Annotated in this window: 14 protein-coding genes; 12 read left to right on the top strand and 2 right to left on the bottom strand. The window is 70.9% G+C overall.

The window, feature by feature from the left end; genetic code table 11:
- Positions 1-81: 81 nt before the first annotated feature.
- From AB0J42_RS04805 to AB0J42_RS04795, 3 genes are read left to right on the top strand one after another with little or no spacing between them, the layout of a single operon-like run.
- On the top strand, positions 82-684 hold the full coding sequence (locus tag AB0J42_RS04805; RefSeq protein WP_364288924.1) for an HAD-IIIA family hydrolase: 603 nt from the start codon (positions 82-84) through the stop codon (positions 682-684).
- Entirely contained in the window at positions 681-1601 is a 921-nt protein-coding gene (locus AB0J42_RS04800) for a glycosyltransferase (RefSeq protein WP_364288922.1), read from the top strand. Before AB0J42_RS04805 ends, AB0J42_RS04800 begins: the two co-directional genes overlap by 4 nt.
- Positions 1602-1625: 24 nt before the next feature.
- The gene (locus tag AB0J42_RS04795) at positions 1626-1916 is read left to right on the top strand and encodes a WhiB family transcriptional regulator (RefSeq protein ID WP_364288920.1); all 291 of its coding nucleotides are present in this window, start codon (positions 1626-1628) and stop codon (positions 1914-1916) included.
- On the opposite strand, the gene def is transcribed toward AB0J42_RS04795, so the two are convergent.
- Positions 1852-2337: a peptide deformylase gene (gene def, locus AB0J42_RS04790; protein WP_364288918.1), complete on the bottom strand. Its 486-nt coding sequence runs from the start codon at positions 2335-2337 to the stop codon at positions 1852-1854. The genes AB0J42_RS04795 and def overlap by 65 nt on opposite strands.
- A 211-nt stretch (positions 2338-2548) precedes the next feature.
- On the opposite strand from def, the gene AB0J42_RS04785 reads away from it, so the two are divergent.
- Positions 2549-3718 (top strand): uroporphyrinogen-III synthase, encoded by a 1170-nt coding sequence (locus AB0J42_RS04785; RefSeq protein ID WP_364288916.1) that lies wholly within the window; start codon positions 2549-2551, stop codon positions 3716-3718.
- Positions 3719-3878: 160 nt separating this feature from the next.
- Positions 3879-4571 (top strand): sirohydrochlorin chelatase, encoded by a 693-nt coding sequence (locus tag AB0J42_RS04780; RefSeq protein ID WP_364288914.1) that lies wholly within the window; start codon positions 3879-3881, stop codon positions 4569-4571.
- Positions 4572-4996: 425 nt separating this feature from the next.
- Here the strand turns inward: AB0J42_RS04780 and AB0J42_RS04775 are convergent, their stop codons facing one another.
- Entirely contained in the window at positions 4997-5851 is an 855-nt protein-coding gene (locus AB0J42_RS04775) for a PAC2 family protein (protein ID WP_364288912.1), read from the bottom strand.
- A gap of 197 nt (positions 5852-6048) precedes the next feature.
- Between AB0J42_RS04775 and metH the strand changes: the two genes are divergently transcribed.
- The 7 genes from metH to AB0J42_RS04740 all read left to right on the top strand — a co-directional run bounded on the left by metH (position 6049) and on the right by AB0J42_RS04740 (position 15934).
- Positions 6049-9513: a methionine synthase gene (metH, locus tag AB0J42_RS04770; protein ID WP_364288911.1), complete on the top strand. Its 3465-nt coding sequence runs from the start codon at positions 6049-6051 to the stop codon at positions 9511-9513.
- A 27-nt stretch (positions 9514-9540) separates the two neighbouring features.
- Positions 9541-10185: an HAD family phosphatase gene (locus tag AB0J42_RS04765; protein ID WP_364288910.1), complete on the top strand. Its 645-nt coding sequence runs from the start codon at positions 9541-9543 to the stop codon at positions 10183-10185.
- A 121-nt stretch (positions 10186-10306) separates the two neighbouring features.
- Positions 10307-10780 carry a cellulose synthase gene (locus tag AB0J42_RS04760; protein ID WP_364288908.1) on the top strand — a complete coding sequence of 158 codons (474 nt, stop codon included), beginning with the start codon at positions 10307-10309 and terminating at the stop codon, positions 10778-10780.
- A 226-nt stretch (positions 10781-11006) separates the two neighbouring features.
- The gene (locus AB0J42_RS04755; protein ID WP_364288906.1) at positions 11007-11999 is read left to right on the top strand and encodes an ABC transporter permease; all 993 of its coding nucleotides are present in this window, start codon (positions 11007-11009) and stop codon (positions 11997-11999) included.
- A 45-nt stretch (positions 12000-12044) separates the two neighbouring features.
- Positions 12045-13814 (top strand): ABC transporter substrate-binding protein, encoded by a 1770-nt coding sequence (locus AB0J42_RS04750; RefSeq protein WP_364288904.1) that lies wholly within the window; start codon positions 12045-12047, stop codon positions 13812-13814.
- An 84-nt stretch (positions 13815-13898) separates the two neighbouring features.
- Positions 13899-14912, top strand: a complete 1014-nt coding sequence (locus AB0J42_RS04745; RefSeq protein ID WP_364288902.1) for an ABC transporter permease — start codon at positions 13899-13901, stop codon at positions 14910-14912.
- Complete coding sequence (locus AB0J42_RS04740) at positions 14909-15934, top strand: ABC transporter ATP-binding protein (protein WP_364288900.1); 1026 nt, start codon at positions 14909-14911, stop codon at positions 15932-15934. The genes AB0J42_RS04745 and AB0J42_RS04740 overlap by 4 nt, the downstream gene beginning before the upstream one ends.
- Positions 15935-15960 lie beyond the last annotated feature (26 nt).

Genomic DNA, 15960 nt, shown 5'->3' with positions numbered 1-15960 from the left:
CGAACTCCCGCCTTTGGTCACGCTCGGTAGTGGTTTGCCGGAGGAGGTCAGGGGTAGCTGTCGGCCACGCGACGGAGGTGGATGGTGTTCGAACAACGACGTCCCGGGGCCGTGCTCTTCGACAGGGACGGAACGCTCATCAGGGATGTCCCGTACAACGGCGACCCGGCCCTGGTGCGGCCCACGCCGGGCGCCCTGGAGGCGCTGAGCAGGCTGCGCCGCGCCGACCTGCCGGTGGCGGTGGTCACCAACCAGTCGGGCGTGGCCAAAGGTCTGATCACCGCCGACGAGATGGAACAGGTGAACCGCCGCGTCGAGGAGCTGCTCGGGCCGTTCGACGCGTGGGCGATCTGCGTCCACGACGGCGGCGACGGCTGCACCTGCCGCAAACCCGCGCCGGGCCTGGTCATCAGGGCCGCCGCGGTGCTCGACGTCAGCCCGCGCGAATGCGTCGTGGTCGGCGACATCGGCCGCGACATGGACGCGGCCAGGGCCGCCGGGGCGCGCGGCATCCTGGTCCCGACCGAGGAGACGCTGCGCTCCGAGATCGAGCGCGCGCCCGAGGTCGCCCACGACCTCGGCGACGTCGCCGACCGGCTGCTGCGCGAGACCGAGGCCGCGCCCGCCGCCCTCACCGCCGGCGGCTCCGCCTGGTCGCGCACCCTCGGCTGGAGCCGCTGGTGAGGATCCTCCTCTGGCACGTCCACGGCTCGTGGACCACCTCGTTCGTGCACGGCCGCCACGACTACGTCCTGCCGCTCGTCCCCGACCGCGGCCCCGACGGGCGCGGGCGGGCCGACACCTACCCCTGGCCGGAGAACGCCCGCGAAGTGCCGTGGGACCGCCTGCGCCACGAACCCGTCGACGTGATCGTCTATCAGCGCCCCCACGAGCTGGACCTCGCCCGCGAATGGCTCGGCCGCGACCTGCCCGGCGTCTACGTCGAGCACAACACCCCCGCCGGCGACGTGCCGCGCACCCGCCACCCGCTGGCCGGGCGGAGCGACCTCACGCTCGTGCACGTCACCCACTTCAACGAGCTGTTCTGGGACAACGGCCGGGCCCCCACCCGCGTCATCGAGCACGGCGTCGTCGACCCCGGCCACCTCTACACCGGCGAGCTGCCCAGGGCGGGCGTCGTCGTCAACGAGCCCGTCCGGCGCACCCGCGTCGCCGGCACCGACCTGCTGCCGCGCTTCGCCGCCGAGGTCCCGCTCGACCTGTTCGGCATGAAGGTCGAAGGACTTCCGTACGGGACGTACGAGGACCTGCCGCAGGCCCGGATGCACGCCGAACTGGCCAGGCGGCGCGTCTACCTGCACCCGTACCGGTGGACCTCGCTCGGGCTCGCCCTCATCGAGGCCATGACCCTCGGCATGCCCGTGGTGGCGGTCGCCGCCACCGAGGCGGTCGAGGCCGTGCCGCCCGAGGCGGGCGTGATCTCGACCCGGGTCGGCGTGCTGGCCCGGGCGCTCCGCGAGTTCGCGGCCGATCCGGAACGGGCCGCCCAGGCGGGCAAGGCCGCGCGGGCGGCCGCGCTGGCACGCTACGGGCTCGACAGATTCCACCGGGATTGGGACCGCCTGCTCGCACAGGTATGAGCCGGACTACGCTGGGTAGGCGCGATGAGCATGATGATGCTCGACTGGTCACGCAGGGCCGCCTGCTCCGACCTGGACCCTGAGCTGTTCTTTCCTATCTCGCTCCAGGGGCCGGGCCAGTCACAGGTGGAACGCGCCAAGGCCGTCTGCCGGACCTGCCCCGTGCGCAGGCCATGCCTCGACTATGCGATCAGCAGCGGCCAGACGCACGGCGTCTGGGGCGGCCTGGATCCCGAACAGCGGCGCGCGCTCATCCCGAGGACAGCGCCGCGGCCAGAAACCGTCCACGCTCGTCCGCTGACAGGTGGTCGCTGAACAGCACGCCGTCCAGATGGTCGGCCTCGTGCTGCAGCACGCGCGCCAGCACGCCCAGCGCCCGCACGGTCACGGGCTTGCCGAACATGTCACGGCCCCGGGCGACCACGCGGAAGGCACGCTCCAGCGGCCACCACACACCCGGCGCCGACAGGCACGCCTCGTCCGCCGTGACGCGCCGCTCCGACAACTCCAGCCGCGGATTGATCAGATGGCCCGACGCGCCCTCGTACGCGTAGACCAGCACCCGCAGCGGCACCCCCACCTGAGGCGCGGCCAGACCCGCCCGCCCCGCGCCCGCACGCAGCGTCAGCGTCATCGACTTGACCAGCCTGCGCAGCTCCTTGTCGAAATCCCGCACCGGCTCCGCCACCGAGCGGAGCACCGGGTCGTCGAACGCCCTGATCGGCAGCACCGTCACCACAACTCCCCGAAATGGCCGCGCCGTACATCTCCGGGTTTCCCGCCCTGATCGTCCGCCAACCGCGCAGGCCGCCGCTTGTAGCACAGCGGTAACAGAAGAGACCCAGCGCGGAAACCCCGCGCCGCCACGATGAAGGCGTGATCTCACTTCCGGTTGACGTGACTGTGATGCCCGGCCGGGTGCTCGGGGCCCGGCCGGGCGTGCCCGCATGACGGCCCCGGGCGGCGGGGACCTCGCCTCCCCGCCCGAGACGGCCCCGGACGCGCTGGCGGGCTTCACCGTCGGCGTCACGGCCACCCGGCGGCGCGAGGAGTTCGGGGCGCTGCTCGAACGGCGCGGCGCCCGCGTGCTGAGCGCCCCTGCCATCAGGCTCGTCCCGCTCGCCGAGGACGCCGACCTGCTCGCCGCCACCCGGCAGTGCCTGCGCGCGCCCGTCGACGACGTGGTGGTCACCACCGGCGTCGGCTTCCGCGGCTGGATGGCCGCCGCCGAAGGCTGGGGCCTCTCCGCCGACCTGGTCGGCCACCTCGCCTCCGCCCGCCTGCTCACCCGCGGGCCCAAGGCCAGGGGCGCCGTCCGCGCCGCCGGCCTCAACGACCACTGGACGCCCGCCACCGAGTCCTGCGCCGAGGTCAGGGACCACCTGCTCGCCCAGGACCTGCGCGGCCGGCGCATCGCCGTCCAGCAGCACGGCGAGCCGCTCACCGACTTCGTCGCCGACCTGCGCCGTGCCGGGGCCGAAGTGATCGAGATCCCCGTCTACCGGTGGCTGCCCTACCGCGACCCCTCACCGCTGCGCCGCCTCATCGCCCAGACCGTCTCCGGCGCCGTCGACGCCGTCGCCTTCACCAGCGCCCCCGCCGTGCACGCCATGCTCGACGCCGCCCGCGCCGCGGGCGCCGAGGACGCCCTGCTCGCCGCCTTCGCCGGGCCCGTCGTCGCCGCCTGCGTCGGCCCCGTCACCGCGGGCCCCCTCGCCGGGCGCGGCGTCCCCACCCTCCAGCCCGACCGGGCCCGCCTCGGCGCGCTCGCCCGCGCCCTCGCCCGCCACCTCCCCGGCCACGCCGTCACCCGCCTCTCAGCCGGCGGCCACCACCTGGAGATCCGCGGCCACGCCGTCGCCGTCGACGGCGAACTCCGGCCCCTGCCGCCCGCCCCCATGGCCGTGCTCAAACGCCTCGCCGACAAACCCGGCCACGTCGTCTCCCGCGCCGACCTGCGCACCGTCCTGCCCGGCAGCGCCGCCCGGGACCCGGCCGAGCACGCCGTCGAAATGGCCGTCACCCGCCTGCGCCGCGCCCTCGGCCCCGCCGGCATCGTCGAAACCGTGGTCAAACGCGGCTACCGCCTCGCCTGCCGATACGAGGGGGAACGGTGACTCCGCTGTCCACGGCACCCGCATCTCGGACGCGGGGAGCCGCGCCGTTACCGGTTCGCTTGCCGGTACGAGGGGACGCGGTGACGCCCGTCCTGGCCGCTCACGGCATCCACATTCCGGAAGGGGAGCAGCGCGGCTACCGGATTCCGGAGGGGGCTCTGTGACGCTCGTCCTGGCCGCCCACGGCACCCGCAGTCCCGAGGGGGAGCGCACCATGTCCGAGCTGACCGCGGCGGTCCGCGCGGCACGGCCCGGTCACCGCGTCGAGCTCGGCTACCTGGAGATCAGCGCCCCGCCGTTGCCCGAAGTCCTCGCCGCCGCGCGCGGCCCGGTGGTCGTGGTCCCGCTCCTGCTGTCCGGCGGCTACCACGCACACCTCGACCTCCCCGCCGTCGTCGCCGAGCACCGACCGGATGCCCTGGTCGGCGCACCGCTCGGCCCGCACCCCCTGCTGACCGCCGCACTCACCCGCCACCTGACCCGCGCCGGGCTCAGGGCCTCGGACGCGGTCGTGCTCGGCGCGGCGGGCTCGGCGGACCCCGGCGGGCCGGCGAACGTACGCTCCGCCGCCCGGCTGCTCTCCGCCCGCCTGTCCCGCCCGGTCACCGCCGCCTTCGTCTCCACCGGCACGCCCGGACTGGAGGAGACCGTGGAACGCCTGCGCTCCGGCCCGGCATCCCGGGTGGCGCTCGCCTCCTACCTGCTGGCCCCCGGCTTCTTCCAGTCCCGCCTGTCGGCCGCGGGCGCCGACCTCGTCACCCCGCCGCTCGGCGCCGCCCCGGACGTGGCCGCCCTGGTCTGGCACCGCCACGACCAAGCCCTCCACTCCACGGCCACCGCGTCCCGCCGTTGACTCCCAGCGCTCCGACACGCCCGGCAAGCTTCCCGTGCTGACGAGGGCACGGCGGTTTCGGCGCGTTCTCGTACGATCCCTCGAAGGCCGGAGACAACGGCCGGAAAGCCTTCGACGGAAATGCCCGGAAACGGACGCGTCCCACCCGACGGCCCTCGTGGCAGCAGAGGAAGCACCCATTCCAGGACAGGTCGCCAACCGTGTACGACGGAACCATCGGTGTTCCAGGCCGAAGTCGCCGGGCGCTGTCAGCTGTCGGCGTTTTCCGGCCAGGCCGCCGGACGAGGTCAGACATGGGCGTTCCACAAGAAACAGCCCGGCACGGTCAGGTGTCGGCGTTCCGGGGCAGGCCGGGCGCGCGGTCAGCCGCCGGCGTTCCACAGCAAGAAGCCCGGCACGGTCAGGTGCCGGGCTTCCAGGGCAGGTCAGGTGTCGGTGTCGCGGTTGCGGCGGCGGAGGTAGCGTTCGAACTCGGCCGCGATCGCGTCGCCGCTCGCCTCCGGCAGCTCCGCCGCGTCCTTGCGCTCCTCCAGCTCCTTGACGTACTCGGCGACCTCGCTGTCCTGCGAGGCCAGCTCGTCGACGCCGTGCTCCCAGGCGCGGGCCTCCTCGTCGAGGTCGCCCAGCGGCATCGGGATCTCCAGCACGTCCTCCAGCCGGCGCAGCAGCGCGAGCGTGGCCTTGGGGTTGGGCGGCTGGGCCACGTAGTGGGGGACCGACGCCCAGAGGGTGATGGCGCTCAGGCCCGCGCGGCCGAACGCGTGCTGCAGCACCCCGACGATGCCCGTCGGGCCTTCGTAGCGGCTCAGCTCCAGGTTTATCGAGCGGGCCAGGCCGTCGTCGGTGGCCGAGCCGAGGACCGGCACCGGCCGGGTGTGGGGCGAGTCGTTGAGGAGCGCGCCCAGCATGACGGCCGTCTCGACGCCGAGCTCGCGGCAGAACTCGATGATGTCGGCGCAGAACGACCGCCAGCGCATGTTGGGCTCGATGCCGCGCAGCAGCACCACGTCGCGCTCGCTGCCCGGCGGGCGGGCGCGCAGCAGTCTCGTCGTCGGCCAGATGATCGACCGGGTCAGCCCGTCGCCCATCTCGACGACCGGGCGGGTGACCTGGAAGTCGTAGTAGTCGTCGGGGTCCAGCTCGGCCAGCGGCTCGGCCTTCCAGGCGGACTCGAGATGGGCGATCACACCGCTCGAGGCCTCGCCCGCGTCGTTCCACCCCTCGAACGCGGCAATGAGCACCGGGTCGACGAGCTCGGGGAGCCCTTCGAGCTCGATCACGTGTCGCCTCCTGCTGTCTGCACTGTCGCGCTAAGCCTATGCGCTGAGGTGGTACTCCTGTCACGTGGTAAGCGCGATCAACGGCTCCCACCGTACCCTTTGACCGTTATAGGGACCGAGCGCGTACGCTGCCGGCCGAAACCGGGCGGGAAGGGCGTGCGGATCTCGCATGCGGCACAGCCGATAGGCTTGTTCGCATGAGCATCGTGCCGACATTCCGAGAAGTGCTGTCCCAGCGTGTGGTCGTCGCCGACGGCGCCATGGGCACGATGCTGCAGGCCCACGATCCCACGCTCGACGACTTCCAAGGTCACGAGGGCTGCAACGAGGTTCTGAACGTCACCCGGCCCGACATCGTCCAGGGCGTCCACGACGCCTACTTTGCGGCCGGCGTCGACTGCGTGGAGACCAACACCTTCGGCGCCAACCTGGCGGCGCTCGGCGAGTACGGCATCTCCGACCGGGTCTACGAATACTCGGAGGCCGGGGCGAGGATCGCCAGGGAGCGGGCCGACCACTGGTCCACGCCCGACCACCCGCGTTTCGTGCTCGGCTCGATCGGGCCGGGCACCAAGCTGCCCACCCTCGGCCACCTGCCGTTCGCCACCCTGCGCGACGCGTACCGCGACAACGCCGCCGGCCTGATCGCGGGCGGCGCCGACGCCCTCATCATCGAGACCGCCCAGGACCTGCTGCAGGTCAAGGCCGCCGTGATCGGCGCCAAGCGGGCCATCGAGGCGGCCGGGCGCGATGTGCCGATCATCGCCCAGGTGACGATCGAGACCAACGGCGCGATGCTGCTCGGCTCCGAGATCGGCGCCGCGCTCACCGCGATCGAGCCGCTCGGCGTCGACGTGATCGGCCTCAACTGCGCGACCGGCCCCGCCGAGATGAGCGAGCACCTGCGCTACCTCGCCCGCCACTCGCGGCTGCCGCTGTCGTGCATGCCCAACGCCGGGCTGCCCGTGCTCACCGCCGACGGCGCCTACTACCCGCTGACCGCCGAGGAGCTGACGGACGCCCACGAGGCCTTCGCCCGCGACTACGGCCTGTCCATCGTCGGCGGCTGCTGCGGCACCACCCCCGAGCACATGCGCCAGGTGGTCGAGCGGCTGCGGGGCCGGGAGGTCGCCCCCCGCCGCCCGCGCCCGGAGCCCGGCGCCTCCTCGCTCTACCAGACCGTCCCGTTCCGGCAGGACACCTCCTTCCTCGCCATCGGCGAGCGGTGCAACACCAACGGCTCCAGGGCCTTCCGCGAGGCCATGCTGGCGGGCCGCTGGGACGACTGCGTGGAGATGGCCCGCGACCAGGCCCGCGGCGGCGCCCACATGCTCGACCTGTGCGTCGACTACGTGGGCCGCGACGGCGTGGCCGACATGAAGGAGCTGGCCTTCCGGCTGGCCACCGCCTCCACCCTGCCGATCATGCTCGACTCGACCGAGCCGGAGGTGCTCCGCGCCGGGCTGGAGCTGCTGGGCGGCCGCGCCGCGGTCAACTCCGTCAACTACGAGGACGGCACCGGCTCCGACTCGCGCTTCCAGCGGATCATGCGGCTGGTGAGCGAGCACGGCGCCGCCGTGGTCGCGCTCACCATCGACGAGGAGGGCCAGGCCCGCACCGCCGAGCACAAGGTGCGCGTCGCCACCCGCCTCGTCGAGGACCTGACGAACAACTGGGGCATGCGGGTCGAGGACATCATCGTCGACTGCCTCACCTTCCCCATCGCCACCGGCCAGGAGGAGACCAGGCGCGACGGCCTGGAGACCATCGAGGCCATCCGCGAGCTCAAGCGCCGCTACCCGGGCGTGCAGACCACGCTCGGCGTCTCCAACATCAGCTTCGGCCTCAACCCGGCCGCCCGCATGGTGCTCAACTCGGTCTTCCTGAACGAGTGCGTCAACGCCGGCCTCGACTCGGCCATCGTGCACGCCTCCAAGATCGTGCCGATGGCCCGCATCCCCGACGAGCAGCGCCAGGTCGCCCTCGACATGGTCTACGACCGGCGGCGCGAGGGCTACGACCCGCTGCAGCGGTTCATGGACCTGTTCGAGGGCGTCGACGCGGCGGCGCTGCGCGCCAGCAAGGCCGAGGAGCTGGCCGCCCTGCCGCTCTGGGAGCGGCTCAAGCGGCGCATCATCGACGGCGAGCGCAAGGGCCTGGAGGCCGACCTCGACGACGCGCTGACCCAGCGGCCCGCCCTGGAGATCATCAACGACGTGCTGCTCGACGGCATGAAGACGGTCGGCGAGCTGTTCGGGTCCGGCCAGATGCAGCTGCCGTTCGTGCTGCAGTCGGCCGAGGTGATGAAGGCCGCCGTCGCCCACCTGGAGCCGCACATGGAGCGGGTCGAGGGTGAGACGAAGGGCCGCATCGTGCTGGCCACCGTCAAGGGCGACGTGCACGACATCGGCAAGAACCTCGTCGACATCATCCTGTCCAACAACGGCTACGAGGTCGTCAACCTCGGCATCAAGCAGCCGGTCTCGGCCATCCTGGAGGCCGCCGACGAGCAGAAGGCCGACGTGATCGGCATGTCCGGGCTCCTGGTCAAGTCGACCGTGGTGATGAAGGAGAACCTGGAGGAGCTCAACTCCAGGGGGCTGGCCCAGAAGTACCCCGTGCTGCTCGGCGGCGCCGCGCTCACCCGCGCCTACGTCGAGCAGGACCTGGCCGAGCTGTTCGAGGGCGAGGTCCGCTACGCCCGCGACGCCTTCGAGGGCCTGCGGCTGATGGACGCCATCATGGCGGTCAAGCGCGGCGTGCCCGGGGCCGAGCTGCCGCCGCTGCGCCAGCGCCGGGTCAAGACCGGCGCGACGCTCGACCGTACTCCCGTCGAGGAGCTGCCGTCCCGCTCCGACGTCGCCGCCGACAACCCGGTGCCGAAGGCGCCGTTCCACGGCGACCGCATCGTCAAGGGCATCCCGCTGGCCGACTACGCGGCCTTCCTCGACGAGCGGGCGCTCTTCCTGGGCCAGTGGGGGCTCAAGCCGACCAGGGGCGGCGGCGGTCCCGGCTACGAGGAGCTGGTCGAGACCGAGGGCCGGCCCAGGCTGCGGATGTGGCTGGAGCGGCTGCAGACCGAGGGGCTGCTGGAGTCGGCCGTCGTCTACGGCTACTTCCCGTGCGTCAGCGACGGCGACTCGCTGATCATCCTCGACGAGTCGGGCGGCGAGCGCACCCGCTTCACGTTCCCGCGCCAGCGGCGCGACCGCCATCTGTGCCTGTCCGACTTCTTCCGGTCCAAGGACTCGGGGGAGGTCGACGTGGTGGGCTTCCAGGTCGTCACGATGGGCAGCCGGATCTCCGAGGCCACGGCCGAGCTGTTCGCCAAGGACGCCTACCGCGACTACCTGGAGCTGCACGGCCTGTCGGTGCAGCTCACCGAGGCGCTGGCCGAATACTGGCACGCCCGGGTCCGCGCCGAGCTGGGCATCGGCGGCGACGAGTCGCTCGACGACATGCTCAAGGTCAACATCCAGGGCTGCCGCTACTCGTTCGGCTACCCCGCCTGCCCCAACCTGGAAGACCAGGTGCAGCTGTTCCAGCTGCTGGATCCGGAGCGGATCGGGGTCGAGCTGTCGGAGGAGTTCCAGCTCCACCCGGAGCAGTCCACCTCCGCCCTGGTCGCCCACCATCCCGAGGCCAAGTACTTCAACGTCTGACGGCCCGCGGATCTTCAGGGGGAACGGGTGGAAGCGGTCTTCTTCGACATGGACGGCCTGCTGCTCGACACCGAGCGGGTGTGGCTGGAGGTCGAGACCGAGGTGATGGACCGGCTCGGCGCGTCCTGGACGCCCGAGCACCAGGTCCACCTCGTCGGCGGCTCCATGGAGCGGACCGTCGACTACATGCTGGGCGTGTCCGGGGCGGACGTGCCGCCGTGGACCGTCCGGGAGTGGATGGTGACCGGCATGGTCGCCCGCCTGGCGCGCGGGGTGCGGCCCCTGCCGGGCGCCTTCGAGCTGCTCGACGCGCTGCGCGACGAGGGGGTGCCGGTGGCGCTGGTCACCTCCTCGCTGCGGGAGATCGCCGACGCGGCGCTCAAGAGCGCCGGACGCGACCGCTTCGACGCCGTCGTCACCGCCGACGACGTCGAGCGCACCAAGCCCGACCCGGAGCCCTACCTGACGGCCGCGCGGCTGCTGGGGGCGGAGCCGGTGCGGTCGGTGGTGCTGGAGGATTCGCCCAACGGGGTGGCGGCGGCCACGGCCGCCGGATGCGCGGTGGTGGCGGTGCCCAACCTGCTGCCCGTGGAGGCGGCTCCGGGCCGTCTCGTGGTGCCGTCCCTCACCGAGGTCAGCCCCTCCCGTCTGCGCGCCCTGCTGCCCTTCTGAGGCTCCCGTACGGGCCACGGTGAGATTCCCCTAAGGGATCGGTGGTTCTCACGGAGGAGGGGCGCTCTCCGGTTCGCGTGCCAGGATGGAAGGTAAAGGCGAATACCGAGGAGTGGCCCGGATGGGTTTCGATCAGATCGCATGGTTCCCGCTCTGCATAGGGCTGACCGCCGCGGGGCTCGTGCTGAGTTTCCTGGCGTTCCGGAGGCGGGGCGCGGCCTCGGGGCTGCGCATGGCCGCGTGGGCGCTGCTGCCGCTGGCGGCCTACCTGACCAAGGCGCTGCAGGCGCTGTGGACGATCGGCGCCACGGTCGTCGGGTTCGTGACGAACCTGGTGTTCAACCCGATGGTGTGGGCGGGCGTCGCCGTGGCGGGGCTGTCGTTCGTCCTGTTCGTCGTCTCCGGGGTGCTGCGCGGCAGGAAGCTCCGCAAGGCCGGGAAGGGCGGCAAGGCGGCTGAGGGCGGCGCGGCCCCCGGGGCGCCCGCTCAGAAGCAGGCCGCCAAGCCCGCGGTCGAGAGCAAGAAGAAGGCGCCGAAGGGCGATGACGACTTCTCGGACATTGAGGATCTTCTGCGACAGCGAGGCATCAGCTAGGTCCTGATATGTCACAGATCCGGGACGCAACCAGGACGGGCCCCAGACATTCAGATCAAGATCGATACGAATGCGTTTCGCGTCAATCACAGTTGAGCCACATAGCGGCCTGAGGGGCTAGTCAGCGCAGCTCAGGCCATACATCCTGCCTCCTGAGGTCGCGACGAGGCGACCGGTAAGACGAAACTCCAGACAACGTCGTCTGAACCCCAGGGGGCAATCCGGCATGACCGCACCGCTCGACGTTTCCGGCGCTTCCGCGGGAGCGCCGCCGGAGACCACGCTCTCCGACTCGGGCAGGGCCGTCCAGGGCCGGTCCCTCACCCGGATCGCCTGGATGCGGCTCCGCCGTGACAAGGTCGCGCTCAGCGGCGGCATCGTCGTGATCCTGCTGATCCTCATGGCGGTCTTCGCCACCCCCATCATCAACCTGCTGGGGCACGACCCGCTGGAGTTCCACCAGGACGCGATCGACCAGAGCACGCTGCTGCCCAAGGGCGACTTCGGCGGCATGAGCTCGGAGTTCCTGCTCGGCGTCGAGCCGGTCAACGGCCGCGACATCTTCAGCCGGATCGTCGCCGGCGCCGGCGTCTCGCTGCTGATCGGCTTCCTGGCCACCATGGTGTCGGTGCTGATCGGCACCGTCATGGGCGTCGTCGCGGGCTACTTCGGCGGCTGGGTCGACCAGATCATCGGCCGGATCATGGACGTGTTCCTCGCCTTCCCGCTGCTCGTCTTCGCCATCGCGCTGGTCGGCGTGATGCCGAACGAGGGCTTCGGGCTGGAGGGCAACGGCCTGCGCATCGCCATGCTGATCTTCATCATCGGCTTCTTCAGCTGGCCCAGCATCGGCCGCATCGTCCGCGGCCAGACGCTGTCGCTGCGCGAGCGCGAGTTCGTCGACGCGGCCAGGAGCCTGGGCGCCCGCAACGGCTACATCCTGTTCCGGGAGATCATGCCCAACCTGATGGCGCCGATCCTGGTCTACGCGACCCTGCTCATCCCCGCGAACATCCTGTTCGAGGCGGCGCTGTCGTTCCTCGGCGTGGGCATCAACCCGCCCACCCCCACCTGGGGCGGCATGCTCTCCGAGGCGGTGCGGTTCTACACGCTGCCGCACTTCGTGATCTTCCCCGGTCTGGCGATTTTCATCACCGTCCTCGCCTTCAACCTGTTCGGCGACGGGCTGAGGGACGCCTTCGACCCCCGGGCCCACTGACCTTCGCCAACGCACCATCCCCATCTCCACTGACAAGGGGTATCAATGAGAAGGAAATCCGCACTGGCAGCGGCCGCGACCGCGGCGCTCGCCCTGGTGCTCTCCGCCTGCGGCGGCGGCGGAGGGGGCGGTACGCAGCAGCAGCCGGCCCAGTCGGCCTCCGGCGACGCCGCGCAACCCGTGGCCGACGCCGCCCTGACCCAGGTGTACAACCCTTCCACCAAGAAGGGCGGCACCCTCAAGGCCGCGCACTCCGCCGACTGGGACAGCCTCGACCCGGGCGACACCTACTACGGCTACTCGTTCAACTTCGGCCGGTTCTACTGGCGGACGCTGACGATGTACAAGCCCGGTCCCGGCCCCGACGGCAACACCGTCATCCCGGACCTCGCCGAGTCCCTCGGCGAGCCGAGCGAAGACGGCAAGACCTGGACGTACAAGATCAAGCAGGGCCTCAAGTTCGAGGACGGCACCCCGATCACGTCCAAGGACATCGCCTACGCGGTCGCCCGCTCCTTCGACAAGGAGACGTTCCCGCACGGCCCGTCCTACCTCAACGAGCTGCTCGAGTGGCCGAAGGACTTCGAAGGCGTCTACAAGACCCCGGACGTGGACTACAGCTCCGCGATCGAGACCCCGGACGACCACACGATCGTCTTCCACCTGAAGAAGCCGTTCGCGTCGATGGACTACATCGTCCAGATGCCGATGACGGCCCCGGTGCCGAAGGACAAGGACACCGGCGCCAAGTACAAGGAGAAGGTGATCTCGTCCGGTCCGTACAAGTTCGAGACCAACGAGATCGGCAAGCGCTTCACCATGGTCCGTAACGACCAGTGGGACCCGGCGACGGACCCGAACCGTCCCGCGCTGCCCGACCGCATCGAGGTCCAGCTCAACGTCAACGCCGACGACCTCGACAACCAGCTCATCTCCGGCGACATCCACCTGGACATCCCGGGCACCGGCCTCCAGCCGGCCGCGCTCGGCAAGGTGCTGCCCGACCCGGAGATGAAGGCCCGCACGGACAACCCGGTCATCCCGCGGCTCTGGTACATCTCGGTGATCCCGTACAACCCGCCGCTCGACAACGTCGAGTGCCGCAAGGCCGTCATGTTCGCCGCGGACCGCGTCGCCAACCAGACCGCCTACGGCGGCCCCGTCGCCGGCGGCGACATCGCGACCAACGTCCTGCCGCCGCCCATCGTCGGCCAGGAGAAGTTCGACCTGTACGAGACGCCGGAGAACAAGGGCGACGTCGAGAAGGCCAAGCAGGCGCTGACCGCGTGCGGCCAGCCTGACGGCTTCGAGACCACCATGGTCTACCGCGCCGACCGCCCGCGCGAGAAGGCGCTGGCCGAGGCCATGCAGCAGGCTCTCTCCAAGGTCAACATCAAGGTGGACCTCAAGGGCTTCCCGGCCTCCAGCTACTTCTCCGACTACGCCGGCAACACCGAGTACGTCAAGAAGAACAACATCGGCCTGGCCGGTCACGGCTGGGGCGCCGACTGGCCCGACGGCTACGGCTTCATGCAGGCCATCGTCGACAGCCGCACGATCCGCAGCGCCGGCAACTACAACCTGAGCGTCAACAGCGACAAGGTCGACCAGCTGATCGACCAAGCCTCGTCCGAGCTCGACGCGGACGCCCGCGCCAAGCTCTGGGTCGACGTCGACAAGGCGGTCATGGAAGACGCCTCCATGCTGCCCGTGGTCTGGGCCAAGGCCCTGCTCCTGCGCGGCAAGGGCGTGACCAACATCGCCTACAACGAAGGCCAGGCGATGTACGACTACATCCTGCTCGGCGTCGAATAGCAGGCGGGGCACGGGGATCTAGCGAAGGCAGGTGAAGGCAGGGATGGCCTGCCCGGCGACGGGCAGGCCATCCGGCCGGTAGCGGTGCTCACATACATCATCAGACGACTCATCGGCGCGGTCGCCATGCTGGTCGTGATCAGCATGGTCACTTTCGGCATCTTCTTCGTGGTGCCGCAGTGGGCCGGTGCGACCCCGGAATCGCTCGCCTCTCGTTACGTCGGCCGCGCGGCCACGGAGCAGACGGTGGCCCTGGTGGCGGAGAGGCTGGGGTTCAACGATCCCGTGGTCGTCCAGTACGGCCGGTTCGTCAAAGGGATCTTCGCCGGCGCCGAGTACGACTACGGCGCGGGAGTCGAGCACTGCCCGGCGCCCTGCCTGGGCTACTCCTTCATCAGCGGCCAGCCCGTCTGGCCCGACCTGATCGACCGGATGCCGGTGACGTTCTCCCTCGCCATCGGCGCCGCGGTCCTCTGGGTCGTCGCCGGCGTCTCCGTCGGCGTCATCTCCGCGCTGCGGCGCGGCAGCTTCTTCGACCGCCTGTCCATGGGCACCGCCCTGGCGGGCGTGTCGCTGCCCATCTTCTTCACCGGCATGCTCTCGCTGGTCGTCTTCTCGTACGGCCTCGGCTGGACGCCGCCGGGCGGGTCCTGGACGGACTTCAGCGAGAATCCGGGGCAGTGGGCCTACAACCTGCTGCTGCCGTGGATCACGCTGGCGTTCCTGTTCGCCGCCACCTATGCGCGGCTCACCCGCGCGGGCATGCTGGAGACCATGGGGGAGGACTACATCCGCACCGCCAGGGCCAAGGGCCTGCACGAACGGGACGTGGTGGTCAAACACGGCCTGCGGGCCGCGCTCACCCCGATCCTGACGCTCTTCGGCATCGACTTCGGCCTGCTGATCGGCGGCGCGATCCTCACCGAGACCACGTACACGCTGCCGGGCCTCGGTCAGTTCGCCATCCTGGCCATCAGGAACCAGGATCTGCCGCAGGTCATGGGCGTGGTCCTGTTCGCGGCGAGCTTCGTGGTCGTCGCGAGCCTGGTCGTCGACCTTCTCTACGCCTGGGTCGACCCGAGGGTGAGGTTGTCGTGAGCTTCCTTGACGTCAAGGATCTGAAGATCCACTTTCCCACCGACGACGGTCTCGTCAGGGCCGTCGACGGCCTGACCTTCTCCGTCGAACGCGGGCGCACCCTCGGCATCGTCGGCGAGTCCGGCTCCGGCAAGAGCGTCACCAGCCTCGGCATCCTCGGCCTGCACAAGGGCGGCCGGGCGCGGATCTCCGGCGAGATCCTGCTCGACGGCCAGGACCTGGTCGCCATGTCCGCCGAGCAGGTGCGCGGCCTGCGGGGCAAGCGGATGGCGATGATCTTCCAGGATCCGCTGTCGGCGATGCACCCGTACTACACCGTCGGCCACCAGATCGTCGAGGCCTACCGTATCCACAACGACGTCAGCAAGCAGGTCGCCCGCAAGCACGCCGTCGACCTGCTCGGCCGCGTCGGCATCCCCGAGCCGGGCCGGCGGGTCGACAGCTACCCGCACGAGTTCTCCGGCGGTATGCGCCAGCGCGCCATGATCGCCATGGCGCTCTCCTGCGACCCCGAGCTGCTCATCGCCGACGAGCCCACCACCGCGCTCGACGTGACCGTGCAGGCGCAGATCCTCGACCTGATGCGCGACCTGCAGCGCGAGTTCAACTCCGCGCTCATCATCATCACCCACGACCTCGGCGTGGTGGCGGAGCTGTCCGACGACATCCTCGTCATGTACGCGGGCAAGTGCGTCGAGTACGGCGACGCCGAGGACATCTTCTACCGGCCCGAGCACCCCTACACCTGGGGCCTGCTCGGCTCGATGCCCCGGCTCGACCGCGAGCCGACCGAACGGCTGCTGCCGATCAAGGGCTCCCCGCCGTCGCTCATCAACGTGCCGCCCGGCTGCGCCTTCCACCCCCGCTGCCCGTACGCCGAGCGCACCGAGGGGCGCGCCTCCACCGAGGTCCCCGACCTGGCGCCGACCGAGCGCGGCCACCTGGTGCGCTGCCACATGCCCAGGACGGAACGGCGGGCGCTGTGGGAGAACGAGATCAAGCCAGTCCTGGAGACGCAGTGAGCGAGAACGAGCCGCTTCTTTCCGTG

This window comes from Nonomuraea sp. NPDC049649, assembly GCF_040675175.1.
Classification (GTDB): Bacteria; Actinomycetota; Actinomycetes; order Streptosporangiales; family Streptosporangiaceae; genus Nonomuraea.
This window is presented reverse-complemented; position numbering and strand designations above follow the sequence as displayed.

Coding starts and splice junctions, on each gene's coding strand:
- AB0J42_RS04750 (WP_364288904.1), top strand. CDS start 12,045: ATGAGAAGGAAATCCGCACTGGCAGCGGCCGCGACCGCGGCGCTCGCC.
- AB0J42_RS04785 (WP_364288916.1), top strand. CDS start 2,549: ATGACGGCCCCGGGCGGCGGGGACCTCGCCTCCCCGCCCGAGACGGCC.
- AB0J42_RS04755 (WP_364288906.1), top strand. CDS start 11,007: ATGACCGCACCGCTCGACGTTTCCGGCGCTTCCGCGGGAGCGCCGCCG.
- metH (WP_364288911.1), top strand. CDS start 6,049: ATGAGCATCGTGCCGACATTCCGAGAAGTGCTGTCCCAGCGTGTGGTC.
- AB0J42_RS04760 (WP_364288908.1), top strand. CDS start 10,307: ATGGGTTTCGATCAGATCGCATGGTTCCCGCTCTGCATAGGGCTGACC.
- AB0J42_RS04805 (WP_364288924.1), top strand. CDS start 82: ATGGTGTTCGAACAACGACGTCCCGGGGCCGTGCTCTTCGACAGGGAC.
- AB0J42_RS04795 (WP_364288920.1), top strand. CDS start 1,626: ATGAGCATGATGATGCTCGACTGGTCACGCAGGGCCGCCTGCTCCGAC.